Source organism: Sphingomonas sp. AAP5 (genome assembly GCF_004354345.1).
GTDB classification, from domain to species: Bacteria; Pseudomonadota; Alphaproteobacteria; order Sphingomonadales; family Sphingomonadaceae; genus Sphingomonas; species Sphingomonas glacialis.
The window spans coordinates 702,777-728,619 of the sequence record NZ_CP037913.1 but is presented as its reverse complement, the minus strand read 5'-3'; the positions used below and the strand labels follow the sequence as shown (position 1 = coordinate 728,619).

The following is a 25,843-nucleotide window of genomic DNA, read 5'->3' as shown; positions in this document are numbered from 1 at the left end:
CCCGCTACGCCGCTTCGATAATCGGCACGAACTTCGCCGCCGTGAGGCTCGCGCCGCCGACCAGCGCGCCGTCGACATCCTCGGTCTCGAGGATCGCCGCCGCATTCGCGCCCGTCACCGATCCGCCATAGAGGATGCGGATCCCGTCGGCGGCATCGCCGACCAGCGTACGCAGCTTGGCGCGCGCGATCGCGTGGACCTCGCCGATCTCGTCGAGCGTCGGGGTGCGGCCAGTGCCGATCGCCCAGCGCGGCTCGTACGCCAGCGTCAGCCAGTCGCCCGTCGCGAGGTCGGGGACCGATTTCTCGATCTGCGCCTGGACGACGCGCGCGGCGCGGCCGGCGTCGCGCTCGGCATCGGTCTCGCCGACGCACAGGATCACGCCGAGCCCGTGGCGATGCGCCGCGCTCGCCTTGGCCCAGGCGTCCTGGCTCGTCTCGCCCTGGTCGGCGCGGCGTTCGCTATGCCCGACGATCGTGAAGCTTGCCCCCGCCTCGGCGAGCATCGACGCCGACAGGCAGCCGGTATGTGCGCCGCTTTCGGCGGCATGGACATCCTCGCCACCGAACGCGAAGCCCGGCACCAGCGCCACCGCGGGCGCGATCAGCGTCGCGGGCAGCGCGATCGACACGTCGACCCCGGGCGCCGCGCGCGCCGCCTCGGCGATCAGGACCAGTTCGGCCAAGGCGGCACGGTTGCCGTTCATCTTCCAATTGCCTGCCACCAGCTTGCGTCGCGCCATCCTGCGTCTCTCCCGTTTTGATCGTTGCGCGACAGCGATACCGAAGCGTGCGCGCGGCACAAGTCCAACCGCCTGGGTTGATGCGACCTCGCCTGCCCCCTAAAGCAGCGGCACCACGCTCCAGACAGATTGGCCGTTTCCGACCATGCTCAGCTTTTTCCGCCGAATGATTGCCCACCGGTTCGGAGGCGCGATCGCGCTCGGCTTCGTCGCGTTGCTCGGCCTGGCATTCGTGCTGGGGGACCGCGCCGGCCTGTCGGGCAGCGCCAATCCCGTCGCAAAGGGCGATATCGTCGCCACCGTCGGCAAGAAGACGATCTCGGTCAGCGAACTGCAGACTGCCGTTCAGCGCGACATGGACGGCTATCGCCAGCAGAACCCGACGCTCGACATGGCGCAGTTCGTCGCGGGTGGCGGGTTCGACGCGACGCTCGAGCGGCTGATCGATTCGACCGCCTATCGCCAGTACGCGCAGGCGCAGGGCATGGTAGTCGGCAAGCCCGCGGTCGATGCGGTGATCGCCGCGCAGCCTGGGCTTTCGGGGCTCGACGGCAAGTTCAGCCAGGAGAAGTATGAAGGCGTGCTACGCCAGATCGGCATGACCGACGCCGACGTCCGGCTGCAGACCACCGACCAGATCCTCGTCAAGCAATTGTGGCAGTCGCCGCTCAAGGCCAACCAGGTCCCGCTCCAGCTCGCGCTCCCTTACGCCAGCCTGCTGCTCGAAAAGCGCGCCGGCACGATCGGCTTCATCCCGTCGCAGGCGGTGCCCGCCGGCGCCGTCCCGACCGATGCCGAGCTGAACACCTATTACACGCGCAACGCCTCGCGCTACCGCGTCCCCGAGCGCCGCGTCGTGCGCTATGCCCTCGTCAACGCCGCCGCCGTTGCTGCCGCTGCGACGCCGACCGCAGCCGAGATCGCCGCTGCCTACCAGGCGCAGTCGGGCAAATATGCCGCCGCCGATCTGCGCACGATCGTCCAGGTCGTCGTCGCCGACCAGACCGCCGCCAACGCGCTCGCCGCCAAGGTCCGCGCCGGTACCCCGATCGCACAGGCGGCAAAGGCCGCCGGGCTCGAGCCGGTGACGCTCACCGATACGACCAAGGCGGATTATGCCGCGCAGACCTCGCCGGCGATCGCGAACGCGGCGTTCGGTAGCAAGGCGGGCGACGTCGCAGGGCCGCTGCGCGCGCCGCTCGGCTTCATCGTGCTCAAGGTCGAGAGCCAGCGCGTGCGTGCCGCGACGACGCTCGCCGCCGCGACGCCAGAGCTGACCAAGGCGCTCGCAACCCAGAAGACCGCCAAGCTGCTCACCGACAAGCGCAACGCGTTCGAGGATACGCTGTCGAAGACGAGCTTCGATGGGATCGTCGCGCAACAGAAGCTGGCCGTGCAGACGACGCCGGCGCTCCTCGCGAGCGGCCAGGATATCGCCAACCCAACCGCCAAGCCCGATCCTGCGATCGCGCCGATCCTCACCGCAGCGTTCGCCGCGCATGCCGGCGATTCGCCGCAGACGGTGCCGCTCGGCCAGGACGGCAGCTTCGCGCTGGTCACGCTCGACAAGATCGTGCCGGCCGCACCGCGCCCGCTCGCGCAGATCCGCGATCTCGTGATCCGCGACTTCGAGCTGGCGCGCGCGCAGAAGGCGGTCCGCCAGATCGCCGCGGGCGTCGTCGCCGCGGCCAATAAGGGCATGCCGCTGGCACAAGCCTTCGCCGCGACCAAGCTCAAGCTGCCGCCGCTCGGCCCAATCGCAGGTCCGCGTGCGCAGTTGCTCGCCGATCCGCGCGCGGTCTCGGCGCCGCTGCAGATGCTCTTCGCGATGCCGGCGAAGACGACCAAATTGCTCGAGGCGCCCAACAATGCCGGCTATCTGATCGTCCATCTCGACACGATCACGCCGGGCGACGCGAGCGCCAATCCCAAGGTCATCGCGGGAACGCAGAGCGATATCGGCAGCGTGATCGGTCGCGAATATGTCGCGCAGTTCGGCAAGGCGGTGCAGAACGCCGTCGGCACCAAGCGCAATGCCTTGGCGATCGCCAAGCTCAAGGCGCAATTGATGGGCGGCGTGAGCGCAGATGACCAGCAGCCCTGATCGCGCCGACCGGATCGCAGCCCGCGCCGCGCTGGCGGCGGGCAAGCCCGCGCTGCTGTGGCAGCGCCAGGTCGCCGACACCGAGACGCCGGTCGCCGCCGCCCTCAAGCTGATCGAGCCCGGCCGCGGCGACTTCCTGCTCGAATCGGTCGAGGGTGGCGAGACGCGCGGGCGGCACAGCCTGATCGGGCTCGCCCCCGACCTGGTGTTCCGCGCGCACGGCGCAGAGGCCGCGATCAACGCCCACTGGCTGAGCGACCGCGACGCCTTCGCGCCGTGCGACGCGCCGACGCTCGACGCTTTGCGCGCGCTCGTCGCGTCGTGCCGGATGGACGTGCCCGCCGAGCTGCCGCGCGCGCTCGCCTGCCTCGTCGGCTATTTCGGCTATGAGACGATCGGCCTGGTCGAGCGGCTCCCACGCCCAGCCAACGATGCGCTCGGCCTGCCCGACATGATGTTCGTGCGTCCGACGGTGATCCTGATCTTCGACCGGCTCGCCGATGCGCTGTTCCTCGTCGCGCCGGTCTGGCCCGATGCCAAGCGCACGCCCGAGGCGATCGTCGCCGAGGGCAGCGAGCGGATCGAAGCGACCGCCGCGCGGCTCGCCACGGCCCAGCTTCCCGCCCCGGTGCGCGCGCCCGCCACGGAGGAGATCGCGCTGACGCCGACGCTCGCGCCGGGGCGCTATGCCGAGATGGTCGCAGCGGCGAAAGACTATATCGTCGCGGGCGACATCTTCCAGGTGGTGCTCGCGCAGCGCTTCACCGCGCCGTTCACGCTGCCGCCGTTCGAGCTCTATCGCGCGCTGCGGCGGATCAACCCCTCGCCGTTCCTCTATCACCTCGACCTGCCCGGCTTCGCGCTGACCGGCTCGAGCCCCGAGATCCTCGTCCGCGTGCGCGACGGCGAAGTCACGATCCGTCCGATCGCGGGCACGCGCCCCCGCGGCAAGACCGCCGCCGAGGACGAAGCCAACCGCGTCGGCCTGCTCGCCGACCCCAAGGAGCGTGCCGAGCATCTGATGCTGCTCGATCTCGGTCGCAACGATGTCGGCCGCGTCGCCGAGTCGGGCAGCGTGACGGTCACCGCGAGCTACACCACCGAATTCTACAGCCATGTGATGCACATCGTGTCGAACGTCGTGGGCCGACTGTCGCGAGACCATGACGCGATCGACGCGCTGCTCGCCGGCTTCCCCGCAGGCACCGTCAGCGGCGCGCCGAAGGTCCGCGCGTGCGAGATCATCGCCGAGCTCGAGAACGCCGTGCGCGGCGCCTATGCCGGGGGCGTCGGCTATTTCTCGCCCGACGGTTCGATGGATTCGTGCATCGTGCTGCGGACCGCAGTGGTCAAGGACGGCACGATGCACGTACAGGCCGGCGCCGGAATCGTTGCGGACAGCGTCGCCGAATACGAGCAACGCGAGTGCGAAGCCAAGGCCGGTGCCTTGCTCGCCGCCGCGCGCGAGGCGATCGCGCGCGCGGCGGAGGTCAGTTTCGGGCAGTAATCAGCCGGCGGCGATCACGGGATCGCTGCCGCCTGACGCTTGGCTTCGGCCTTTTCAGCGGCATATTGCTGCGCGCGCATCATCGCACAGCCGGTCTGCCCGCCCGACCCCGTCGGCGAGCATGTGTCCGGCAGCCCAGCTGCACGACGGCCGACCTCATCGGCGACAGCCGCGCGATTGGCCCAGCTCTGGTTCTGCGCCGGGATCGGCTTGTCATTGCGCAGTTCCTTCGGGATACGATACGGCTCGCCCTGGCGCGCGCACACCACGATCTCGGCATCGGGATTGGCCGACTTGGGGCACGCCTGGTTCCCCGTCAGCGTGATCGAACGGATGCGCAGCGGGGGCTTGCCAGACTCGGCCTGCTTGGCGGCGGCGTCGTTCTGGTCCGCGGTCTGCGCGAAACTCGACATGGGTAGGACGGCCAGCGTCAAGGCGATGGCAAAGGGGCGCAGCATGGTGAAAAATCTCCTCGAGGATCAACAACGTCTGCCAGGCCAGCTTGATCCAAGCTGAACGCACACATTCGATCATTGTCGCTACACCACAAAAGCGGTAGCGGCGCGCTATGATCCGTGCACAGATCCTCGTCATCGACAATTATGACAGCTTCACCTGGAACCTCGTCCATTATCTGATGGAGCTTGGCGCCGAGGTGAAGGTCGTGCGCAACGACGCGATCACTGCGGCGGATGCGCTCGCGAGCAACGCCACCGGATTTCTCATTTCCCCCGGCCCAAAGACGCCGACCGAGGCGGGCGTGTCGCTCGATCTGGTTGCAGCGTGCGCCGACGCGGGACGGCCGCTGCTCGGCGTGTGCCTCGGGCATCAGGCGATCGGCCAGCATTTCGGCGGCAGCGTGGTGCGCGGCGGGCTGATGCACGGCAAGACGTCTCCCGTGACGCATGACGGGTCGGGCGTGTTCGCCGGCCTCCCCTCGCCCTTCACCGCGACGCGCTATCATTCGTTGATCGTCGAGGATCTGCCCGACGCGCTGGTGGTCAATGCGCGCGCGGACGACGGCTCGGTGATGGGCGTACGCCACGTCACGCTGCCGATCCACGGCGTGCAGTTCCATCCCGAGAGCATCGCGACCGAGCATGGTCACGCATTGCTGGGGAACTTCCTGGCGGATGCGGGTATGATCCTCCCCTCCCGCTTGCGGGAGGGGCCGGGGGAGGGCCTGTTCGAGATGCACGGGACGGACTCCCCTCCCCTAACCCCTCCCGCAAGCGGGAGGGGAATTTGACGACCCTCGCCCTCCTCCCCGACCCGTCCTCCCCGCTGAGCCGGGAGTCCGCAGCGCAAGCGTTCGCCGACCTGCTCGACGGCCATGTCCCCGACGACGCCATCGCGAGCTTCCTGATCGGCCTGACCGAACGCGGCGAGACCAGCATCGAAATCGCCGCGGCCGCGCGCGCGCTGCGCGACCGGATGCTGCCGATCGCGGCCCCCGCCGGCGCGCTCGACGTCTGCGGCACCGGCGGAGACGGCCACCACACGCTCAACGTCTCGACCGCGGTGTCGATCGTCGTCGCGAGCACCGGCGTGCCCGTCGCCAAGCACGGCAACCGTGCGGCCTCCTCCAAGTCCGGCGCCGCCGATACGCTCGAGGCTTTGGGGCTCGACATGCACCGCGCCGGTCTCAACGCCGAGGCGAGCTTGAACGATATCGGCATCGCCTTCCTGTTCGCCGCCAACCACCACCCGGCGATGAAGCGCATCACCCCGATCCGCCAGGCGCTCGGCCGCCGCACGATCTTCAACCTGATGGGCCCGCTCGCCAATCCGGCGGGCGTCACACGCCAGCTGATCGGCATCGCGCGTCCCGATTATGCCGCGACCTACGCCGCCGCGCTCGAGCAACTCGGCACCGAGGCGGCGCTCGTCGTGTCGGGCGAGGAAGGCCTCGACGAACTGTCGAGCGCTGGCCCGAGCATCGCGGTCGCGGTCGGTACGATCGACCTCCCGCGCACGATCACGCCCGAGGATGCCGGCCTGCCGCGCCATCCGATCAGCGCGATCCGGGGCGGCGATGCCGTTCACAATGCCGCCGCCTTGCGCCGCCTGCTCACTGGCGAGACCGGTGCGTATCGCGATGCCGTCCTGCTCAACGCCGCCGCGGCGCTGATCGTCGCTGGCACCACGCAAACCCTCCCCGAAGGCGTCGCCATCGCTGCCGAAGCGCTCGACAGCGGTTCGGCGAACGCCTTGCTCGATCGTTGGATCGCTTACTCATGACCGATATTCTCAACCGCATCCTCGAAACCAAGCGCGCCGACGTCGCCGCGCGCAAGGCGACCACCGCGCTGAGCGAACTCGACGCGCGGATCGCGGCCCAGTCACCACCGCGCGGCTTCCGCGCCGCGCTCGATGCGCGCGCAGCCGAGGGCGGCTACGCGCTGGTCGCCGAGATCAAGAAAGCGAGCCCGTCAAAGGGCCTGATCCGCGAGGATTTCGATCCGCCGGCGCATGCGGTAGCCTATCAGGCCGGCGGTGCGACCTGTTTGTCGGTGCTGACCGACGAAGCGTGGTTCCAGGGATCGGACGGCTTCCTGACCGCGGCGCGCGGCGTGTGCGACCTCCCGGTGCTGCGCAAGGATTTCATGGTCGATCCGTGGCAGGTGCCCGAATCGCGTGGGCTCGGTGCCGACGCGATCCTGCTGATCATGTCGGCGCTCGATGACGTGACGCTCGCCGAGATCGAAGCGAGTGCGATCGAATGCGGGATGGACGTGCTCGTCGAAGTCCATTCGCAAGCCGAGATGGAGCGCGCGCTCAAGCTCAAGTCGCGGCTGATCGGCGTCAACAACCGAAACTTGCGCGATTTCACCGTCGATTTCGCGCGGACCTACGAGCTGGTGTCGAAAGCGCCGAAGGACTGCACCTTCGTCGCCGAAAGCGGGCTGACGACGCGCGCCGATCTCGACGCGATGGCCGAGCACGGCATTCGCTGCTTCCTGATCGGCGAGGCGCTGATGCGCCAGCAGGACGTCGAGGCAGCGACGCGCACGCTGGTCGGCTAGGCGGTCGGGCGACACCGCTTCGCCGGGCGGCCCCGGCTTAGACGTCTGACCAAACCTTCGTCATCCCCGCGAAAGCGGGGATCGCGCAGCCTTGCCCGGATACCAGCAGAAGAAGCGGGATCCTCGCTTTCGCGAGGATGACGGGGATGAGTCCGGATCGTAAGGGCGGGCCGCTACAGCGCCCCGCCCTCACCGCATCAGAACTTGCCGCTAAGCGTCACGCCGATGATCCGCGGGTCGTTGAACACCGCGGCATTATAGTTGTCGAGCACGCCCTTGAGGTTCTTCTCATTGGTCAGGTTGCGCACGAACACCGCCAGCTCATACTTGCTGTCGGGACCGGTATAGCCCGCCTTGAGCCCAGCCTCGAACGTGCCCTCCGACGTATATTCGACCGTCCTGTACGGCACGAAGCTGGTGTAGCCCTGCAACGTTACGTCGCCGCCGACGAACAGCTTGCCGCCATTGCGGAGTGGGAAGTCGTAGCGTGCGTTCGCGTCGAGCTGATACTTCGGCGCGTTGGGGAGCGCGTTGCCGTTGATCTGCGCGAGCGTGGCGGTCGTAACCCCTGCGGCGTTGCGGATCGCGATCGTCGGATTGAGCACGGTGCAGGTCAGCGCCCCGTTGAGGAAGCACGCCGGGGTATAGACGCGCGTGTCGTTGATCTCGGTGTGCAGCACGCTGCCACCCAGACCCAGCGTGAAGTCACGCACCGGGCGCCACGTCAGCTCGGCCTCGCCGCCCCACGCCTGCGCCTGGTTGGCGTTGAACAGCAGGCCGTTATTGTTGGCATCGTTGCCGTTCAGCTGGATGTTGTGGACCTTGTAGTAGAAGCCCGTCGCGTTGAAGCGCAGCGTGTTGCCGAACAGGTTCGACTTGAAGCCTGCCTCGTACGACGTGATCGTCTCCGACCCAGCGGTCACGAATGCCGAGCTGAACACCGCGTTGCGGCCCTGGATCGTCGGCCCGCGGAAGCCGTGCGAGACGCGCGCAAACACGTTGACGTCGGGATCGACCGCATAGTTGAGGCTCGCTTCCCAGCTCGGCTGCGTGTCGGCGAGGCGGACGTTGGTCGCCGCGGTCGCCGGGAAGGTCGACACGCCCGCTGCGGTGCGCGGCGGGGTGACGAGGCGCGTCTTCTTCTCGTCATAGGTCACGCGCACGCCGCCGGTCAGCGTCAGCTCGGGGAGGATCTGATAGCTCGCCTGGCCGAAGCCCGCATACGACGTGTTGGTGTTGCGCAGCACGACGAAGTTGTTCGGGTTGGGATTGGTGCCGAACGAATTGTTGAGCAGGAAGAAGCCGCGCTGGTCGAACTCGGTCGTGTCGCGCGATTCGAAATAGATCCCGCCGATCTGCCACTTGAAGCGGCCCGTGCCGTTGCTGGCGAGGCGAACTTCCTCGCTCAGCTGATCGAGATCGCGCACGCGGCCCTGGCTCTCGCCGTAGAACTTGCCGCCGGCGAAGTTGCTCGCAGCACCGCCATCGGTGTCACCACGGCTATAACCCTTGGTCGTCTCGTACGCGGTGATCGAGGTCAGCGTGACCGCGCCGAAATCGTTCTTCGCGTTGAACGAGCCGCCATAGGTCTTGTACGCCTGACGGTTGCCGCCGCCCTCATCGAGCGCGACGCTGGCGCGCGGTGCTGCGCTGACGTCGTTGCTGCCGCGCAGGATCGCGCCGCGATGGAAGATCGTCGAGGTGCCCGAATAATCACGCGCATGCGCCGAAACCAGGCCGGTGAAGCCGGTCTCGGGCGGGGTCAGCATCAGCTGGACGCGGATGTCCTTCTCTTCGAAGCCGCCGAGCTTGTCCTTGCCGCCGACTGTGCCGTCGTCGCTCGGGCCGGTATAGGTGTTGTCGATCCAGTTATCGCGGCGCTGGTACAGGCCCGACACGCGGAAGCTCAGCACGTCCTTGACGATCGGGCCGCCGACGCCGGCATCGACGCTGACGGTGTTGTAGCTGCCATACGACGCGGTCGCGCGGCCGGTGAACTCGTTGGTCGGGCGGTTGGTGTCGAACTTGATGATGCCCGCGGTGGTGTTGCGGCCGAACAGCGTGCCCTGCGGCCCGCGCAGCACTTCGATCTGGTTGACGTCATAGACCGGGTTCGACTTGAGCACGACATGCTCGAGCACGACCTCGTCCTGGATGATCGACACCGGCTGCGATGCGCCGAGATAGAAATCGATGTTACCGAGGCCGCGAATGTAGAAGCGCGGGAAGATCTTGCCGGTGGTCGTCTCGGCGTAAAGCCCGGGGACGCGGTTGGCGAGTTCGAGCAGCGTGTCGCTGCCGCCCGAAGTGTAGGTCCGCAGATCGGCACCCGACAGCACGCCGACCGACACGGGCACTTTCTGCAGATTTTCGCTGCGACGCTGCGCGGTGACGACGATGTCGCCGAGGCTGTCGCTCTCTGGCGCGGCCTCGACCGCGGCGACGGGCGCAGCGGTTTCCTGGGCGCTGGCCGAACCGATGCTGGCGATCGCGCCGAACGCGGTGCCGAGCAGAAGGAGCGCCTTGGCGGCGTGTGACTTGGACATGATGTTCCCCCGATAGATGAAATAGGCTGCCCACACCGTTCGCCGCAGCGGACTTGTTGTCCTGCGCGGCGACGCGTCCGCGCTCCTGCGTGGTGCGGTGTGACCCCGACCGCGCGGCTAGGTCGGTATTGTGACGCGATTATGACAGGTGTGCCGCCACGTCTGCTTTGTCGACTGGCTGTGGCTTTCGAGTTGCACCGGGGCCTGCACGACGCCGACCACGGCGCGATCGTCAACGACAGTGCGCACCTGATTCAGGATACGATACCGATACACGATCCACCGCAACGACAGGCTGCCGACACCCCCCTAGCCCCGGCCCTCACGAGAAGGACACAAGGGCATGCGGCAAATCCTTTATGTCAGCGGGAACACCCTTTCGAGCGTCACGGCCGACCTTGCCGGCATCCTCGAACAATCGCGGCATAATACCGCGCTCGACAGGATCACCGGGCTGCGATGGTCGGATGGTCGCAGCTTGCTGCAAGTGCTCGAGCGTTCGCGCATGAGCGTCATGGCGACGTTCGCCCGCATCCTCGCCGACCCGCGTCATCATGCGCCGACCGTCCTCCAGCACCGCCATATTCGCCCCCTCGAATTCGGCGGCTGGACCATGGCGCACCCCGCGCCGGCGCCGCGGCCGACGCGGATGACGCCCAGATCGGGCGGCTGCTCGTGAACGCAACCGAAGCGGTGCGCACGCACTTCCACACGCTGATTTCGGCAGGCCATGTCGCCGCGCTCGCGCTCCCGGTCAGCGCGATCGGCACCCCGCCGCCCGCCCCGACGCCCGATTACGGCACCCCGCCGCCGCGGCGCGTCGATCGCCGGATCGGCGCACCCTTCCACAATGTCGGGCTCGCGCTGGCCAGCGCGTTTCGCGGGGGGCTGCAGGGCACCAACATTGACCATGACGCATGTATCGAAAAGCTCTGCGGCATCGCGGGGAGTGCGACCAGCGACTCGCAGGATATCTGCGCCGGACGGTGACAGCATCGCTTGACGGGCGATTTTTCGTTCCGTATAGGTTCGTCGTCTGTTCCGACGAAAGGGCCGCGCGATGCTTACCCGCAAGCAGCATGAGTTGATTTGCTTCATCAACGACCGGCTCGACGAGACCGGGGTATCGCCGTCCTTCGAGGAAATGAAGGAAGCGCTCGACCTCAAGTCGAAGTCGGGCGTCCATCGCTTGATCAGCGCGCTCGAGGAACGCCAGTTCATCCGCCGCCTGCCCAACCGCGCGCGGGCGCTCGAAGTGCTCAAGATGCCCGAGCGTGGAATCAAGACCCCGACCAAGGCGGCCCCCGCCGCCGCTTCGCGTGCAGCACCACAGCCTGCCAACGACGTGATCGAAATCCCGCTGCACGGCCGGATCGCGGCAGGCGTCCCGATCGAGGCGTTCGAGGGCGCGTCGATGCTCTCGGTCCCCGCGGCTTTGCTCGGCAATGGCGAGCATTATGCGCTCGAGGTGTCGGGCGATTCGATGGTCGAGGCGGGCATCCTCGATGGCGACTATGCGCTGATCAAGCGCCAGGATGTCGCGCGCGACGGCGAGATCGTCGTGGCTTTGATCGAAGAGAGCGAGGCGACGCTGAAATTCTTCCGCCGCGAAGGTGCGATGGTGCGGCTCGATCCGGCCAACCGCGCCTATGATCCGCAGCGTTATGCCCCAGCCCAGGTGCGCGTGCAGGGCAAGCTCGCCGGGCTGTTGCGCCGGTACGACTGAGCCACGGTCGGCGTGATCGACCGTCGCGCTTGAGGGTCGCGCGGCGAGCGATCGAGCGGCTCAGTCTTTGTGCTCGGCAAGGGTGTGAGCGACGATCGCGTTGGCGTGGCCGTGGCCCATGCCATGCTCGGTTTTCAGCATGGTGACGAGCGCCATGTGTTTTTCCGGCAAACGCTCGCGCACCAGCGCCTGCCACTCTGCGATCGGACGGCCATAGGTCTTCTCGATCGATGGAAAGTACGATGCGGGCCCTTTGATCGGTTGGTCAGCCACGGCGTGAAGGCTCCAAGATGCGGGAACGTCCCGAGGATCTTCCGGTATTTGGGGGAAGCCGCAAGGCCACCCCGCCCTATCGTTTCCCGTCCGTTACTGCTGCCCCAGCCCTCCCCGACAATCGAGCGCGCCAACGCATCCGGCCAACCCACCGCCGCCGACCAGCGTCGCCCTCCGGCGCCGCGATCCACGGATGCCGGTCGCCCGGATGGCGAACGGTCCGCACCGAATGCGATGCCAAAGCGATCGCAACGCCGCCGGTTTGCGCCAGCGTCTCGCGGTCGAGCCGCAGCCACTGCGGAACGCAATGGCGCGGCAAGCGCCGCTCGCTGATCACGATGTCGGCGCCGGCACACGCCGCGACGAGGTCGAGCGTCGGGACATGATACGCGCTGCGCGTCGCCAGGATGCGCCACTGTCGCCCTGCGACGGTCCGCGTCATCAGGCAGAGGTCGCGGCTGCAGCGCGCCTCGTGCTGCTCGGACATCAATACCGGGAGCGCAGCGATCCCGCCATTCTCGGCGAGCATGTCGGCGGTATAGTCCCCGGTCCGGTCGCGCAGCAAAGCCACGTCGCCCGCCGAGGTGCGGATCGCGACGTGCCGACCGTCTCCGGTGACGATCAGATCGGGCGCCGGGGTCGGCAGCGCCCATGCCAAGCCGATCGCTAGCGGCAGCGCCCCTAGCCGCCGCCAGCGCGTGCGCCACAGGCCGATCCACAATCCGCCCACCACCATCAGCGCGTAAGCGGCGCCGGGCATCGCCGGCAGCGGCGCGACCGAGCCCGGCACCGCCGCGGTCATGTGCGCAATCCACAACAGCAGATCGAGCGAGCGCGCCGTCAGCCACCAGAACGGCAGCCCCGCCCCCACCGTATCGAACAGCAACGCCAGCGCCTCGCACGGCATCGTCACGAACGTCGTCAGCGGGATCGCGACGATATTGGCGACCGCGCCGTAAATCCCCGCTTTGTGGAAGTGGAACAGCGCGATCGGCAGCAAAGCGAGCTCGACGACGATCCCGGTCAGCAGCAGCGACGCCAGTTCCCGCGCGATCCGCGCCAGTCGCGTCTGCTCGCGCGGCCCGAACCACACGCGCAACTGCGGATGCTCGTTGAGCGAGACGATCGCCGCGACCGCCGCGAACGACAGCTGAAAACTTGGTCCGGCGAGCGCCTCGGGATATAGCAACAGCACCACGATCGCCCCCGCCGCGACCAGCCGCAGCGTCAGCGCCTGCCGGCCCAGCGCCAAAGCGACCAGCACGAGCAACGCCGCGACGCACGAGCGGATCGTCGGCACCTCGGCCCCGGTCAGCAGCGTGTAGCCGATCGCCGCGAGCGCCCCCGCGCCCGCCGCGATCAACGGAACGCGCGTCTTCAGCGCGATCCACGGGCTGAGCGCGAGCAAGCGCGCGACCAGCAGCATCACCGCGCCGACCGCCGCGGTGATATGCAGACCGCTCACCGAGAGCAAATGCGCGAGCCCGGATCGGCGCATCGCCTCATTGTCGGCGAGCGGGATCCCGCCTTGATCCCCCGTCGCGAGCGATGCGGCGATGCCCCCCACCCCGCCCCCGCCAGCGCTCGCCTGGATATGCTGCGATAGGCGCTGCCGCAGGTCGCCGCCGCCTGTCCCACCGCCAGCGAGGATCGTGATCGGCGCAAAGCCACGCCCGGTCGCGCCGATCGCGTCGAACCAGGCGGTCCGCGCATAGTCGTACGCGCCGGGAACGCCTGGCGGCGGCGGCGGCATCAGCCGCCCCGAGAGCCGCAGCGTCGCCCCCGGCACCAGTCCCGCGGGAACGTCGGCATCGACGAGATTGACGCGAATATGCGCTGGCAACGTCGGCAACGGCCGAACCGGCCCGCGCGTCGCGGGCACCGCGAGCACGTGCAGCGGGGCCAGCCGCAACCGCACCACGTCGCGCGCCGCAAGCGGCTCGATCCGCTCGACTCGTGCGGTGAAGGTTGCGATCGTCGGTTCTGCGAGCACCACATGTGCCACGCGCTCGGCGCGCCACCAGATCAGCCCGAGCCCGATCGCAACCGCAAACCCGCCAACTGCGACGACCCGCGCCGTACGCCCCTGCCGCGCCAGCGCGACCCCGGCGAGCGCCACCGCGAGCGCCACCAGACCAGCCGCTTCCCATGCCGCCGGATCGGGCAGCACGAACCACAGCGCGATCCCCGCGCCGAGCGCCACCGGCAACCACAGCGGCAATTGATCGCGCTCGGCCTCGAGCCAGCTCTCGAGTCGATCGCCGACGCCAAACCACCCCCGCGGCACGCCGATTTGAAGCGCAGGAAGGTGCGTGCTAGAGGCGCTCAAGGCTGATCCGGCCATCCAATCTCTAGTCTGGGAGCATGCGCGATTGAGCGCAATATCTGACCCCGCCGCGGCCCCCGCCGCCGGCGCATCCGACACCAAGGTCGTCACGCGGTTCGCGCCGTCGCCGACCGGTTTCCTGCACATTGGCGGGGCGCGCACCGCCTTGTTCAACTGGCTTTATGCGCGGCATCACGGCGGCGAGTTCCTGTTGCGGATCGAGGATACCGATCGCGCGCGCTCGACCCAGCCGGCGATCGACGCGATCCTTACCTCGCTGCGCTGGCTCGAGCTCGATTGGGACGGCACCGAAGTCTATCAATCGCAGCGCGCCGACCGCCATGCGCAGGTCGCGCACACGATGGTCGAGCATGGCCATGCCTATCGCTGCTATCTGACGCAGGACGAACTCGCCGCGATGCGCGCCGAGGCCGATGCCGCAAAGAAGCCGCTGCGCGTGCGCAGCCCGTATCGCGATGCCGACACCAGCGCCGAGACCCGCCCGTTCGTCGTGCGGCTGAAGGCCCCGCTCGATGGCGCGACGACGATCGAGGACAAGGTCCAGGGATCGGTCACGGTGCAGAATGCCGAGCTCGACGATCTCGTCCTGCTCCGCTCGGACGGTACGCCGACCTATATGCTCGCGGTGGTGGTCGACGATCACGACATGGGCGTGACGCACGTGATTCGCGGCGACGATCATCTCAACAACGCCTTCCGCCAGTTGCCGATCATCCGCGCGATGCACGCGATCGAGGGTGGCTGGCCCGACCCGGTCTATGCGCACATCCCGCTGATCCACGGCTCGGACGGCGCCAAGCTATCGAAACGCCACGGCGCGGTCGGCGTCGAATATTATCGCGATGAACTGGGCGTGCTGCCCGAGGCGCTCGATAACTATCTGCTGCGTCTCGGCTGGGGGCATGGCGATGACGAACTCATCAGCCGCGACCAGGCAATCGAATGGTTCGATCTCGACGGCGTCGGCAAATCACCATCGCGGTTCGATCTGAAGAAGCTCGAGAACCTCAACGGTCAATATATCCGCCAGGCGGATGATGCGCGCCTTGCCGCGCTCATCACGCCGCAGCTCGGCTTCGAACCGACGGACGCTCAGGCAGACATACTTCGTCGCAGCATGGCATCGCTGAAGCCGCGTGCCGCCAACCTCAACGAGCTGGCCGCGGGAACGGCGTTCCTTTTCCACGTTCGACCGGTGGAAATGCACGCCGAAGCGACCGCGCTGTTAAGCCCAGATGCACGCGCTTTACTCGCCCGACTGCACGTCGCGCTTGACGCGACCGAAAGCTGGGATACGGAGACGCTCGAAGCTGCGGTCCGGCAGGTCGCCGAGGATGCAGGGGTCAAGTTGGGTCAAGTCGCGCAGCCGCTGCGCGCCGCACTGACCGGACGCAAGACCTCGCCCGGAATCTTCGACGTGCTCGATCTGCTCGGGCGCGACGAGAGCCTGGGGCGTATCGCCGACCAGATGGCCGCTTAGGATTTCGAAAGGACCACGATGACTGACTCCGTCAAGCTGAACGCCGCAGGCAAGGACCTCGATCTCAAGGTCCTGTCGGGCAGCGTCGGTCCCGATGTGATCGATATCCGCAAGCTCTATGCGCAAACGGGCATGTTCACCTACGATCCGGGCTTCACGTCGACTGCGTCGTGCGACTCGGCGATCACCTATATCGACGGCGACGAGGGCGTGCTGCTCCACCGCGGCTATCCCATCGGCCAGCTCGCCGAGAAGTCGACCTTCATGGAGGTCTGCCATCTCCTCCTGAACGGCGAGCTGCCGACCAAGGACGAGCTCGACAAGTTCAGCTACACGATCAGCCGCCACACGATGTTGCACGAGCAGCTCGCGACCTTCTATCGCGGCTTCCGTCGTGATGCGCATCCGATGGCGATCATGTGCGGCGTCGTCGGCGCGCTCTCGGCCTTCTATCAGGATTCGGCCGACATCACCGATCCGCAGCAGCGCATGATCGCGAGCCATCGCCTCATCGCCAAGATGCCGACGATCGCAGCGATGGCGTACAAGTATTCGATCGGCCAGCCGTTCATGTCGCCGAAGAACAACCTCAGCTACACCGGCAACTTCCTGCAGATGACCTTCGGCGTTCCGGCGGAAGAGTATGTCGTGAACCCCGTCGTCGAACGCGCGATGGACCGCATCTTCATCCTCCACGCCGACCACGAGCAGAACGCGTCGACCTCGACCGTCCGGCTTGCCGGCTCGTCGGGCGCCAATCCGTTCGCGTGCATCGCGGCGGGCATCGCTTGCCTGTGGGGCCCGGCGCATGGCGGCGCCAATGAAGCCGCGCTCAACATGCTGCGCGAAATCGGCACCGTCGACCGCATCCCCGAGTACATCGCGCGCGCCAAGGACAAGAACGATCCGTTCCGCCTGATGGGCTTCGGTCACCGCGTCTACAAGAACTACGATCCGCGCGCGACCGTGATGCAGCAGACCGTTCGCGAAGTGCTCGGCGAGCTCGGCGTGACCGATCCGGTGTTCGACGTCGCGATCGCGCTCGAGGAGATGGCGCTGAGCGATCCGTACTTCATCGAGAAGAAGCTGTTCCCGAACGTCGATTTCTATTCGGGCGTGATCCTCTCGGCGATCGGCTTCCCGACGACGATGTTCACGGCCTTGTTCGCGCTCGCCCGCACCGTCGGTTGGGTCGCGCAGTGGAACGAGATGATCTCGGATCCGGAGCAGAAGATCGGCCGTCCGCGCCAGCTCTACACTGGCCCAACGCAGCGCGACTTCGTGCCGCTGGCTGACCGCACGTGAGCGGGGTCAAGGCGCTCGTCCTGGTGGCGGGCGTCTTGATCCTTGCGTTCGGCCTGCTGTTCGCAGGTCAGGGGGCCGGGCTCATCCTGTGGCCGGCCTCGAGCTTCATGCTCAAGCAAAGTAGTTGGGTGCTGTATGGCGCGATCGTCGCGCTCGCGGGCACCGGCCTGATCTGGTGGTCGCGTCGCTGAGGCGCCTCCCCTATCGTCACCCTGGCCTCGTGCCGGGGCCACTCGGATACGCGTACTGCCCGCGTAGAATGCTCGGCACGGTAGACCCCGGCACAAGGCCGGGGTGACTTCAGGACGAGTGAATAGCGCGGTCCTTAGCCGCCGGCAGCGTAAACACGAAGCGGGCGCCCTGCCCCGGCGCTGAATCGACCGTGACATCGCCCCCCATCGCCCGCGCCAGCCGCCGCGCGATATAGAGGCCGAGCCCGCTGCCGCCGGCTTCGCGCGGATCGACGCGCTCGAACTTCTCGAAAATGCGCGCCTGGTCGTCGAGCGCGATACCCTTGCCCTGGTCGGCAACGATCACCGCGGCGATGCCACCCTCTCGCTCGGCGCGGACCCACACCATCCCGTCGGTCGGCGAATAGCGCACCGCATTGCCGATCAGATTGACGAGAATTTGGAGCGCACGGCGGAATTCACCCGTCGCCGCAAGCGTCTCGCCAAACCCGGGCCGATCGATTCGCACACGCGCCTCGCTCGCGCGGACTTGCAGCAAGCCAGCGGCCCGACGCGCGACGTCGGCCAGATCGACGAACTCGTGCAGCACCGCGAAATCGGGTCGCTCGATCGCCTGGAGATCGACCAGATCGTCGACCAGCCCGCGTAGATGCCGCCCCGCACTCGCGATGTCGGCAGCATAATCGGCATAATCCTGGCGCAGCGGCCCTTCGGACTGGTCGTGAATGCTGTCGGCATTGGCGATGATCCGGTCGAGCGGCAGCCGCAGCGCTTGATCGAGCCGCTCGGCAAACGCGCTGATCGTCGCGTCGGTGCTAGGCGCAGGTTCAGTAACGGGCGCATCGTCGAGCATCTCGACCGCGCCGACGAACCCGGCAAACGCTCCGCTCGCGTCGGTCCGCGGCGTCGCCGACAAGCGCACCGCGCGTGCCGAATCGCGGATCCTCGCGGGTTGATCGTCGAAGCGCTGCTGCAAGGCGAGGCCGCCGAGGATCGGGAAAGCCCCGCCATCGCTCTCGCCGAGAATGAACAGCCGCGTCAACGGCTGGCCAAGCATCGCGGCCGCATCGAAGCCATAGCGGGGCCCAGCGGTGATCGACAGGAAGGTCAGCCGCAGCGCGCTGTCGGTTTCCCACAGCCAGTCGGCTTCGCTGCGCAGGAAATCGCTGGCGCGGTCATTGGCGATGTCGCCGGGATACCACGGCGCGCGCACACGCCAGCCGGTGATCGTCAGCCGCACGCCGTCGGGCGCCTTGCTCGGCCCGGTCTCGGGCTGCGCGCGCACCCAAAGTTCGAGGTCTTCGTCGCCGTCCGCCGCAACGACCCCGCGCGAGACCAGGATGCCGAGCCGCTGCGCCAGATGCACGAGCGTCGCGATCTGCGGCACCGCGAGCGGCAGCCCGATTGCCCCACCCGCGCGTGCGTTCAGATCGTACAGCCGCTGGTCGGCCTCGACCAGCCGCCCATCGCGGTCGATCAGCCCGCGCACCGGCGGCAGCATCGGTTCGTTCACGTTCATCGTCCGCGCCCTAGCGCAACCAGCGCGGCGCGGTAATCGCGGTGGAGCAGCAGCGGCGCGAGCGCCTGTCGCGCGAGCACCGGATCGATCGCGGCGATGGCATCAAGTCCATCGGCGAAGCGATCGATATCGCGCGCCGGATCGGCCTCGCTCAGCGCCAGCCCGATTCGCGCAATCGATTGGCGGTCGATTTCGAGTGCGCGCAGCAACAGCCACAAGCGGTCGGCGCCCGGATCGAGCACGATCTCGCGCGCGTCGTCGTAATCGATCCCCATCGCATGCGCGAGCAAGGCGATGAACAAAGCGAGCCGGCGGTCGGCGAGCGCTTCGACCAGCAGCCCGGCGAATTCGTCCGCCTGCGGATCGAGTGCGGCAGCAAGCCGCAGCGCGACCGCTTCGAGCCGCTCGCCCTCGTCATGCGCGGCGATGCTGCGCAACGCAGCCTCGGACAGCGCACGGTCGAGCTGCGCCAGGGCATCGGGCGCGCCATCTCCAAAGCGTTCGCGCAGTACCGCCGCGACCCACCAGACCAAGCGGTGATGCAATTCCGCAGGCAATTCGGTCGACAAGGGCTGGCCGGGCGGCAGCGGGATGCGCCGCCGGCTTTCCGCCGAGAGCAACGCCATCGCGCCAGCCGCGACGACGCCGTCGGCCGCGCCGACTAGCCGCGGCAACAAGCTTGCACGATCGGGATCCTCGGGCGCTTCGCTCGGCAAAGCGTCGGCGAGCAGATCCTGCCGCACACGCCCGAACAGTTCGCGCATCAGATCGGGATCGCGCATCAGCCCCGAGCCGATCAAGCGATCGCGCGTCGCAGGCGATTGGCGACCGAGCGCATCGGCCAGATGCGGTACCGCGCGCGCCGCGAGCAGGCGCGCGGCATGGCCCCGCAGCGCGGCTTCCACGCCAAGCGCAAGATCATCGAGCACGTGCCCCATCGCCAGGCGTGTCCGGTCGTCGAGCCGGGCATGATCGGAAAGATAGAAATCGTCGATCGCGCCGCGCAGCCGCGAATCGGCACGGCCATCCGCCGCCGCTGCCCGGGCAAGCAGCGCCATGGCACCCGCTTGGGCGCCGTCATCGATGTCGCGACGTTCGATCGACATGCGTCAAGCATCTAGGGGGTTGTCGTTAAAGCCAAGCTAAGGCTTTTGACGAAACCCCTCAATGGCAGCGGCAAGCGTCCCCGCCGCATAAAGCCCCGCCGCGGCCAGCGCGAGCAGCGGTTGGCCAAGCAGCAGCACGACGAACAGCACCGCGGGATAGGCCGCAGGGCTCGCCCACCAGCGCCGCTGCAACGCCGGATCGGCGGCCCGCTCGAGCAACGCCGCCGCAATCACCGCCGCGACCGCGAGAATCAGTCCGGCCGGTCGCGCGGCGCCATAGCCGACCAGCAGCGCCGCAAGTGCAGCCATGCCCGGCTTGGCATGGTCGGCGAACTGCGCGAGCCCGCTCTCGTCGCGCACCCACGCGATCGCCGAAGCTACCGTCGCGAACACGATCGCGAGGCAGGTGATGCCCATGCCGATCGCCGGATGCCCCGAAAGGATCGTGAAGAACCCGCCAATCGCCACGGCGCCGCTCGCCGCGATCAGCCCGAGCGTTGGCACGGTGCGCGCCATCAGCGGCGGGAGCGCGAATCGCACGAGCGGCGCGAGCAGATAGCGGTCGGCCCAGCGCAACGGCTTGGCGACGAGCGCGGCGACCATCCCGTTGCCACGCCGCGCCAGCGCCTGTGCGCTCCGCTCGATGCTATGGTTGACCGCCATATGCGAATCGAGATGGACGTGATCGGCGCCGCCCTGCGCCGCGACGCGCAACAGCGTCGACTGGAAATCATAGTCGCGTGGCAGGGCGGCTACCTCGGCGACGCGCTTGCCGTCGAGCAACGCCAGGCCGGCCCACGCGGTGTCCGCGCCGACGCGCTCGTAATGCGGATCGCCTTCGTCGGTGACGAGCAGGGTATCGTGCGGCATCAGCGCGATCGCCTGGACGACGTCGCCCGTCGTCACCACACCGTCCGCAACGACCAAAACGCGCGCGAGCGGATGGAGCTTCTCGAGCGCCTCGGCCGCGGTGCGCACCGCATCGACCGAGACGCCGCGGCGCCCGATCCGGCTGATCGCACCAAGCAATTCGGGAGTCATGCGCGCAACGATCAGGATGATCTGCGTCGCGCCAGCCGCCGCGAGCAAGCGCGCCTGGAACTCGATCAGCGTCAATCCGCCGAACGGCAGCGTCGCGGCGAGCACACCCATCCGGTCATCGGCATCTTCGGTCGCAAAAATCAGTCCTGCCAGCATCGCAGGGCTGTTAAGGCCTTAGCGCGATTAAGGCAAAGCCCGAGAAATGCTTAGAGGCGCTCGACCGCGCGCCGCAGCCGGCGGAGCAGCGCCGCATCGTGCGCTTCCGCCTCGGCCGCCTCGGTCGCGATTGCCATCAGCCGCACCGCGCCGAAACTCGCGGCCAACCCGCGCAGCCGGAACGCAGCCTCGCGCCACGCCACGTCGCCGCGCGCGGCTTCGAGCACGGCGAGTCCGTGCTGAACGCTGTCGAGAAAGGCTGCGCGCAACTCGGCGATCAGCGCAGGCTCGTCGCCCACGGCTGCCGCCAACGTCGCATCGATTGCACCGGGATCATAGGCCATGCGCCCAGGATACCGAACGACCGGTTAAGCCAAGGTTTCGCTATTCGCTTTGCGCGCGGCATAATCGTGGTAAACGTCGGGGATGAACGGGGGTTCGCGGATCATCGACTTGCGGCCAAACGGCGCCGCGCTCTCGGCCGAAGCGCGCGACGGCGTCGCTGCGGCTGAACCCTTGGCACGTCCCTATGAGGAACCGATCGAGCTGACCCACGTAATTGATGACGTGATCAAAGACACGATCGAAGACGGGTCCGGGCGCCGTCCGTTTCCTTGGCCCGCTTTGCTCGGCACCGCTGCGTCGGTCGGTTGGGTCGGCGGAATGGTCGCCTTGTCGTGGACGAGCTTGCCCACGTTGACGCCCCCGGCGCTTGCCAGCTTCGTCGCCAGTCTGTGCGTGCCGCCCGCCTTGATCGGGATCGTCTTCCAGCTCGCGATGCGCTCGAGCCGCGCCGAGGCGAAGCGCTTCGGCATGACCGCGCGCGCGATGCGCGCCGAGGCCGCAAGCCTCGAGCGGACCGTCGCAGTGCTCGGCCGCAGCATCGACACGCACCGCGCCAACCTCGCCGAGCAAACCAACGCGTTGTTGGCGCTCGGCGATGGGGCCGCCTCGCGGCTCGCGAGCGTCGGCTCGGGGCTCGCCGCGCAAGTCGCGCACGCCGATGCGCATGCCGCAACGCTCGCGACCGCCGCCGACCAGGCGCATACGCGGCTCGAAGTGCTGCTCGCGCTCCTGCCGCGCGCGCATGGCGAGACCGATGCGCTCGCGCATTTGCTCAAGACTACCGGCGTCACCGCGAGCGAACATGCAGCGGCGCTCGACGCGCAGCTCACCGCGCTCGCCGAGCGCGGGCGTGAAGCCGATGCCGTCGCGAACGGCGCCGCGCAAAAGCTCGCGGCGCATATCACCCGGATGGAGGCCACGAGCGAGACCGCGGGCGCGCGGCTCGAACAGGTCACCGGCGACATGTCGCATGCGGTCGACGCGCTGCTCGGCCGCACCGCCGACGCGGTCGACGAAGCGCGCAAGGGCATTGCCGCCCAAGGCGACGCGATGCTGGCGATGCTCGGTACGAATCAGGCGGCGCTCGATCGCGCGGCGCATGACAGCGCCGAGGGTCTTGCCGCGCGCATTATCGACATCGAGCATTTGATCGAACAAGTCGTCGCGCGGCTCGGCGAGCAGCGCGAGCTCAGTCACGGGATCGTGCGCGATATCGATCAGGGCATTGCGCATGTCAGCACGCAGTTCGACCAGCTCAACACGCAAGGCGTCGTCCGCGCGCAAGCGCTGGCAGCCTCGATCAGCGCGCTCGGCGGATCGGCCGATGCGATGACCGAAGCGCTCCGGAGCGGCGACACGATGGCGACCAACGCCATTGCGACGACCGAGCGCTTGCTGCTCGCGCTCGATGCCGCCGCGCGCGAGATCGACGAGACGCTGCCCGACGCGCTGACCCGGCTCGACGCGCGCACCGCCGAGAGCCGGCGTATCGTCGCGTTGGCCAAGCCCGAACTGCTGGCGCTCGTCACCGCCGCCGAAAGCACGCACGACGCGATCGAGGCGATCGCCCACGTCATCGCCACGCAGCGCGACACCGTCGAGAAGCTGGCGGGGACGCTGCTCGACACGCTCAGCGACGGCAAGCTTCGCGCCGATGCGCTCGGCCAGATGGTCGACGACACGATCGATCGCACGCACCGCTTCGCCGAAGAGGCCGCGCCGCGACTGGTCGAGGCGCTGTTGCGCGTGCGCGATTCCGCCAGCGCCGCTGCCGACCGCGCGCGCGATACGCTCGCTAATGTCATCCCTGCAGCAGCGGCTGCGCTCGAGGAACAAAGCACCGCGGCGATTGAACGCGCGACCGCCAGCGCGCTCGATCGCAAGATCGCCAGCATCGGCGACGCGGCCAACGTCGCAGCCGACGCTGCCGAACGCGTCGCCGAGCGCCTGACGCACCAGATGGCGGCGATCGCCGCATCGACCGCTATCGTCGAGACCCGGCTGGTCGAGGCGCGGCAGGAGCGCGACAAGGCCGATCAGGATACGCTGACGCGCCGCGTCTCGTTGCTGATCGAATCGCTCAACTCGGCCTCGATCGACATCGCCAAGGCGTTTTCGACCGACGTCTCGGACAGCGCCTGGTCAGCCTATCTCAAGGGCGATCGCGGCGTCTTCACGCGTCGCGCGGTGCGGCTGATCGATGCCGGCGAAGCGCGCGAGATCGCACGGCTGCATGACGAGGACCCGGCCTTCCGCGACCAGGTCAATCGCTACATCCATGATTTCGAAGCGATGCTGCGCGCGATCCTGTCGCAGCGCGACGGCTCGCCGCTCGGCGTGACCCTGCTGTCGTCGGACATGGGCAAATTGTACGTGGCGCTGGCGCAGGCAATCGAACGCCTGCGCTGAGCTGCGCCGTCAGACCGCGCGACGCCCAAAGGCTGGGCGGCGTGCCACCAGCGGGTTCGACTCGCGCTCAAGCATCGCCAGCGTCGCATCGAACAGCGGGCGCAGCGCGACGATGTCGCTGAGCGCTTCCTCGGGCGTATCGCGGCTCTCGACGCAATCGCGCGCGATCGTCTCGATCCGCTCTGCCACAGCACCAAGTGGCCCTGCCCCGAACTGCAGCGCCTCGCCTTTAAGCGTATGCGCCGGGATCACCATCCCGGCGGCGCTGCCAGCGCGCATCGCGGCTTCAATCGCGGCAACCGACTTGACGCCGTCTTCGCGAAAATAGCCGAGGATCCGTACGAACCCGGCGCCCAGTTCGGCACGCGCACGCGCGAATGCGGTCCAGTCGACCAAATCCTTCTCTTCGACCGCCACTGCAACCTCCCACGGACCTACCGCTCCACTACCGTAATATTAGGCAGTTGAAGTAAACGAGTGGTTGATATCGAGCAGGAAACACCAAAATTGAACGCAGAATAATCGTTCAATCAATAGTGTGGATAAAGACTTGCCCGTTCGATTAGCGATCGAATGGGTTCTTCGGCGCCCGCAAGGTTAGCCGGACCGGAACGGCCCCAAAGCCCAGGTCGCGCCGGATACCGTTGATCAGATACCGCTGATAGCTCATCGGCAATTGATCGACCCGCGTGCCGAACAGCACGAAGCCTGGCGGCCGCGTCTTGGCCTGCGTCATGTAGCGCAGCTTGATCCGCTTGCCACCGGGTGCGGGCGGCGGATTGGCCTCGACCGCCTTCTCGAACCAACGGTTGAGCTCACCCGTGCCGACGCGGTGCGACCAGGTGTCGCGCGTCTCGAACGCGACCTTGAGCAACGTGTCGATGCCCTTGCCGGTCGCGCCCGACACGGTGAGAACTGGCATGCCCTTGATCTGGCTGAGCCCTTCTTCGAGCGCGCCGCGAATGCCGTTGAACAGGCTCGAGCCGTTCTCGGCGATATCCCATTTGTTGATCGCGACGATCAGCGCGCGGCCTTCCTGCAAAGCGGCGTCGGCAATGCGCAGATCCTGCGATTCGAGCCCGCGCGTCGCGTCGAGCAACAGCACGACGACTTCGGCGAAGTCGATCGCGTGGAGCGCGTCGGCAACCGACAGCTTCTCGAGCTTGTCCTGAACGTTGGCACGCTTGCGCATGCCCGCGGTATCGATCAGCCTGACCTTGCGCGCATCCTCGCCATGTTCGCGCTCGGGGTCGTGCCAGATCCAGTCGACCGCGATCGAATCGCGCGTAATGCCCGCCTCGGGGCCAGTGATGAGGCGCTGCTCGCCGAGGATCTGGTTGATCAGCGTCGACTTGCCCGCGTTAGGCCGGCCGATGATCGCCAGCTTGAGCGGCGCGTCGGGGGCATATTCCTCGTCTTCGTCGAGGCCGTGCGGGATGTCTTCGCCAGCGGCATTCTTCTCGGGCTCGATATAGGGAAGCAATGCGTCGAACAGTTCGACCAGCCCCTCGCCATGCTCGGCCGACAGTTCGACCGGATCGCCGAAGCCGAGCGACAGCGATTCGAGGATCCCGTCGGCACCCGCCTTGCCCTCGGCCTTGTTGGCGACGAGGATCACCGGGGTTTTCGAGCCGCGCAGCCAGCGCGCAATCTCTTCGTCGAGCGGCACCAGCCCGACGCGCGAATCGAACATGAACAACGCGACGTCGGCCTGCGCCACCGCCGCCTCGGTCTGCTGGCGCATCCGGCCGGGCAAGGACGCGGCGTCCTCGTCCTCGTAGCCGGCGGTGTCGATGATACGGAAATTCAAGCCGACAAGCGTCGCATCGCCCTCACGGCGATCGCGCGTCACGCCGGGGCGATCGTCGACCAGAGCGAGCTTCTTGCCGACAAGGCGATTGAATAGCGTCGATTTGCCGACGTTCGGCCGGCCGATAATCGCGACCACGGGGGTTTTGGACATGCGCGCTCCTTACGGCACGCGCAACGTTTCGTCACCCCCGCCCGGTACTACCGGGTA

Annotated in this window: 22 protein-coding genes and 1 pseudogene; 12 read left to right on the top strand and 11 right to left on the bottom strand. The window is 67.7% G+C overall.

What is annotated here, in order from left to right; translation table 11 throughout:
* Positions 1 to 4: 4 nt before the first annotated feature.
* Positions 5 to 742, bottom strand: a complete 738-nt coding sequence (gene tpiA / locus E2E30_RS03310) for a triose-phosphate isomerase (RefSeq protein WP_133187225.1) — start codon at positions 740 to 742, stop codon at positions 5 to 7.
* Between the two features lie 145 nt (positions 743 to 887).
* Between tpiA and E2E30_RS03305 the strand changes: the two genes are divergently transcribed.
* Complete coding sequence (locus E2E30_RS03305; protein ID WP_133187223.1) at positions 888 to 2,846, top strand: peptidylprolyl isomerase; 1,959 nt, start codon at positions 888 to 890, stop codon at positions 2,844 to 2,846.
* Positions 2,830 to 4,353: an anthranilate synthase component I gene (trpE, locus tag E2E30_RS03300; RefSeq protein ID WP_133187221.1), complete on the top strand. Its 1,524-nt coding sequence runs from the start codon at positions 2,830 to 2,832 to the stop codon at positions 4,351 to 4,353. The genes E2E30_RS03305 and trpE overlap by 17 nt, the downstream gene beginning before the upstream one ends.
* 14 nt (positions 4,354 to 4,367) lie before the next feature.
* On the opposite strand, the gene E2E30_RS03295 is transcribed toward trpE, so the two are convergent.
* Entirely contained in the window at positions 4,368 to 4,811 is a 444-nt protein-coding gene (locus E2E30_RS03295) for a hypothetical protein (RefSeq protein WP_133187219.1), read from the bottom strand.
* Positions 4,812 to 4,921: 110 nt separating this feature from the next.
* Here E2E30_RS03295 and E2E30_RS03290 point away from each other — a divergent pair.
* The 3 genes and pseudogenes from E2E30_RS03290 to trpC all read left to right on the top strand — a co-directional run.
* Positions 4,922 to 5,512, top strand: a pseudogene (locus E2E30_RS03290) (anthranilate synthase component II); the annotation flags it as partial.
* An 86-nt stretch (positions 5,513 to 5,598) separates the two neighbouring features.
* Positions 5,599 to 6,594 carry an anthranilate phosphoribosyltransferase gene (gene trpD / locus E2E30_RS03285; protein WP_133187217.1) on the top strand — a complete coding sequence of 332 codons (996 nt, stop codon included), beginning with the start codon at positions 5,599 to 5,601 and terminating at the stop codon, positions 6,592 to 6,594.
* Positions 6,591 to 7,379 carry an indole-3-glycerol phosphate synthase TrpC gene (trpC, locus tag E2E30_RS03280; protein ID WP_133187215.1) on the top strand — a complete coding sequence of 263 codons (789 nt, stop codon included), beginning with the start codon at positions 6,591 to 6,593 and terminating at the stop codon, positions 7,377 to 7,379. The genes trpD and trpC overlap by 4 nt, the downstream gene beginning before the upstream one ends.
* Before the next feature lie 197 nt (positions 7,380 to 7,576).
* Here trpC and E2E30_RS03275 read toward each other — a convergent pair whose 3' ends face one another.
* Positions 7,577 to 9,925 (bottom strand): TonB-dependent receptor, encoded by a 2,349-nt coding sequence (locus E2E30_RS03275; RefSeq protein WP_133187213.1) that lies wholly within the window; start codon positions 9,923 to 9,925, stop codon positions 7,577 to 7,579.
* A 343-nt stretch (positions 9,926 to 10,268) separates the two neighbouring features.
* Between E2E30_RS03275 and E2E30_RS03270 the strand changes: the two genes are divergently transcribed.
* The 3 genes from E2E30_RS03270 to lexA all read left to right on the top strand — a co-directional run bounded on the left by E2E30_RS03270 (position 10,269) and on the right by lexA (position 11,651).
* Positions 10,269 to 10,604 carry a BLUF domain-containing protein gene (locus tag E2E30_RS03270; protein ID WP_133187211.1) on the top strand — a complete coding sequence of 112 codons (336 nt, stop codon included), beginning with the start codon at positions 10,269 to 10,271 and terminating at the stop codon, positions 10,602 to 10,604.
* On the top strand, positions 10,601 to 10,915 hold the full coding sequence (locus E2E30_RS03265) for a hypothetical protein (RefSeq protein WP_133187209.1): 315 nt from the start codon (positions 10,601 to 10,603) through the stop codon (positions 10,913 to 10,915). The genes E2E30_RS03270 and E2E30_RS03265 overlap by 4 nt, the downstream gene beginning before the upstream one ends.
* A gap of 70 nt (positions 10,916 to 10,985) precedes the next feature.
* A complete protein-coding gene (gene lexA / locus E2E30_RS03260; RefSeq protein ID WP_133187207.1) occupies positions 10,986 to 11,651 on the top strand; it encodes a transcriptional repressor LexA in 666 nt (221 codons plus the stop codon).
* Between the two features lie 60 nt (positions 11,652 to 11,711).
* On the opposite strand, the gene E2E30_RS03255 is transcribed toward lexA, so the two are convergent.
* Positions 11,712 to 11,924: a DUF4287 domain-containing protein gene (locus E2E30_RS03255; protein ID WP_133187205.1), complete on the bottom strand. Its 213-nt coding sequence runs from the start codon at positions 11,922 to 11,924 to the stop codon at positions 11,712 to 11,714.
* A 76-nt stretch (positions 11,925 to 12,000) separates the two neighbouring features.
* Complete coding sequence (locus E2E30_RS03250) at positions 12,001 to 14,268, bottom strand: ComEC/Rec2 family competence protein (RefSeq protein WP_133187203.1); 2,268 nt, start codon at positions 14,266 to 14,268, stop codon at positions 12,001 to 12,003.
* Between the two features lie 28 nt (positions 14,269 to 14,296).
* Here E2E30_RS03250 and gltX point away from each other — a divergent pair, with 28 nt between their 5' ends.
* Genes gltX through E2E30_RS03235 form a run of 3 tightly spaced genes read left to right on the top strand, consistent with a single transcriptional unit; the run spans position 14,297 to position 17,247 of the window.
* A complete protein-coding gene (gene gltX, locus E2E30_RS03245) occupies positions 14,297 to 15,751 on the top strand; it encodes a glutamate--tRNA ligase (protein WP_133187201.1) in 1,455 nt (484 codons plus the stop codon).
* A gap of 18 nt (positions 15,752 to 15,769) precedes the next feature.
* Positions 15,770 to 17,056, top strand: coding sequence for a citrate synthase (locus E2E30_RS03240; protein ID WP_133187199.1), 1,287 nt, complete (start codon positions 15,770 to 15,772; stop codon positions 17,054 to 17,056).
* On the top strand, positions 17,053 to 17,247 hold the full coding sequence (locus E2E30_RS03235; RefSeq protein ID WP_133187197.1) for a hypothetical protein: 195 nt from the start codon (positions 17,053 to 17,055) through the stop codon (positions 17,245 to 17,247). The genes E2E30_RS03240 and E2E30_RS03235 overlap by 4 nt, the downstream gene beginning before the upstream one ends.
* Positions 17,248 to 17,356: 109 nt before the next feature.
* Here E2E30_RS03235 and E2E30_RS03230 read toward each other — a convergent pair whose 3' ends face one another.
* Genes E2E30_RS03230 through E2E30_RS03215 form a run of 4 tightly spaced genes read right to left on the bottom strand, consistent with a single transcriptional unit; the run spans position 17,357 to position 21,413 of the window.
* Positions 17,357 to 18,766 (bottom strand): sensor histidine kinase, encoded by a 1,410-nt coding sequence (locus E2E30_RS03230; protein ID WP_133187195.1) that lies wholly within the window; start codon positions 18,764 to 18,766, stop codon positions 17,357 to 17,359.
* A complete protein-coding gene (locus tag E2E30_RS03225) occupies positions 18,763 to 19,872 on the bottom strand; it encodes a DUF2336 domain-containing protein (RefSeq protein WP_133187193.1) in 1,110 nt (369 codons plus the stop codon). The genes E2E30_RS03230 and E2E30_RS03225 overlap by 4 nt, the downstream gene beginning before the upstream one ends.
* Positions 19,873 to 19,908: 36 nt before the next feature.
* Positions 19,909 to 21,069, bottom strand: a complete 1,161-nt coding sequence (locus E2E30_RS03220) for a hypothetical protein (protein ID WP_133187191.1) — start codon at positions 21,067 to 21,069, stop codon at positions 19,909 to 19,911.
* 50 nt (positions 21,070 to 21,119) lie between these two features.
* On the bottom strand, positions 21,120 to 21,413 hold the full coding sequence (locus tag E2E30_RS03215) for an Hpt domain-containing protein (protein WP_133187189.1): 294 nt from the start codon (positions 21,411 to 21,413) through the stop codon (positions 21,120 to 21,122).
* Positions 21,414 to 21,495: 82 nt separating this feature from the next.
* Here E2E30_RS03215 and E2E30_RS03210 point away from each other — a divergent pair, with 82 nt between their 5' ends.
* Positions 21,496 to 23,823, top strand: coding sequence for a hypothetical protein (locus E2E30_RS03210; RefSeq protein WP_133187187.1), 2,328 nt, complete (start codon positions 21,496 to 21,498; stop codon positions 23,821 to 23,823).
* 9 nt (positions 23,824 to 23,832) lie between these two features.
* Here E2E30_RS03210 and E2E30_RS03205 read toward each other — a convergent pair whose 3' ends face one another.
* Positions 23,833 to 24,240, bottom strand: a complete 408-nt coding sequence (locus E2E30_RS03205; protein ID WP_189676784.1) for an Hpt domain-containing protein — start codon at positions 24,238 to 24,240, stop codon at positions 23,833 to 23,835.
* A gap of 145 nt (positions 24,241 to 24,385) precedes the next feature.
* Complete coding sequence (der, locus tag E2E30_RS03200; RefSeq protein ID WP_189676783.1) at positions 24,386 to 25,786, bottom strand: ribosome biogenesis GTPase Der; 1,401 nt, start codon at positions 25,784 to 25,786, stop codon at positions 24,386 to 24,388.
* Positions 25,787 to 25,843 lie beyond the last annotated feature (57 nt).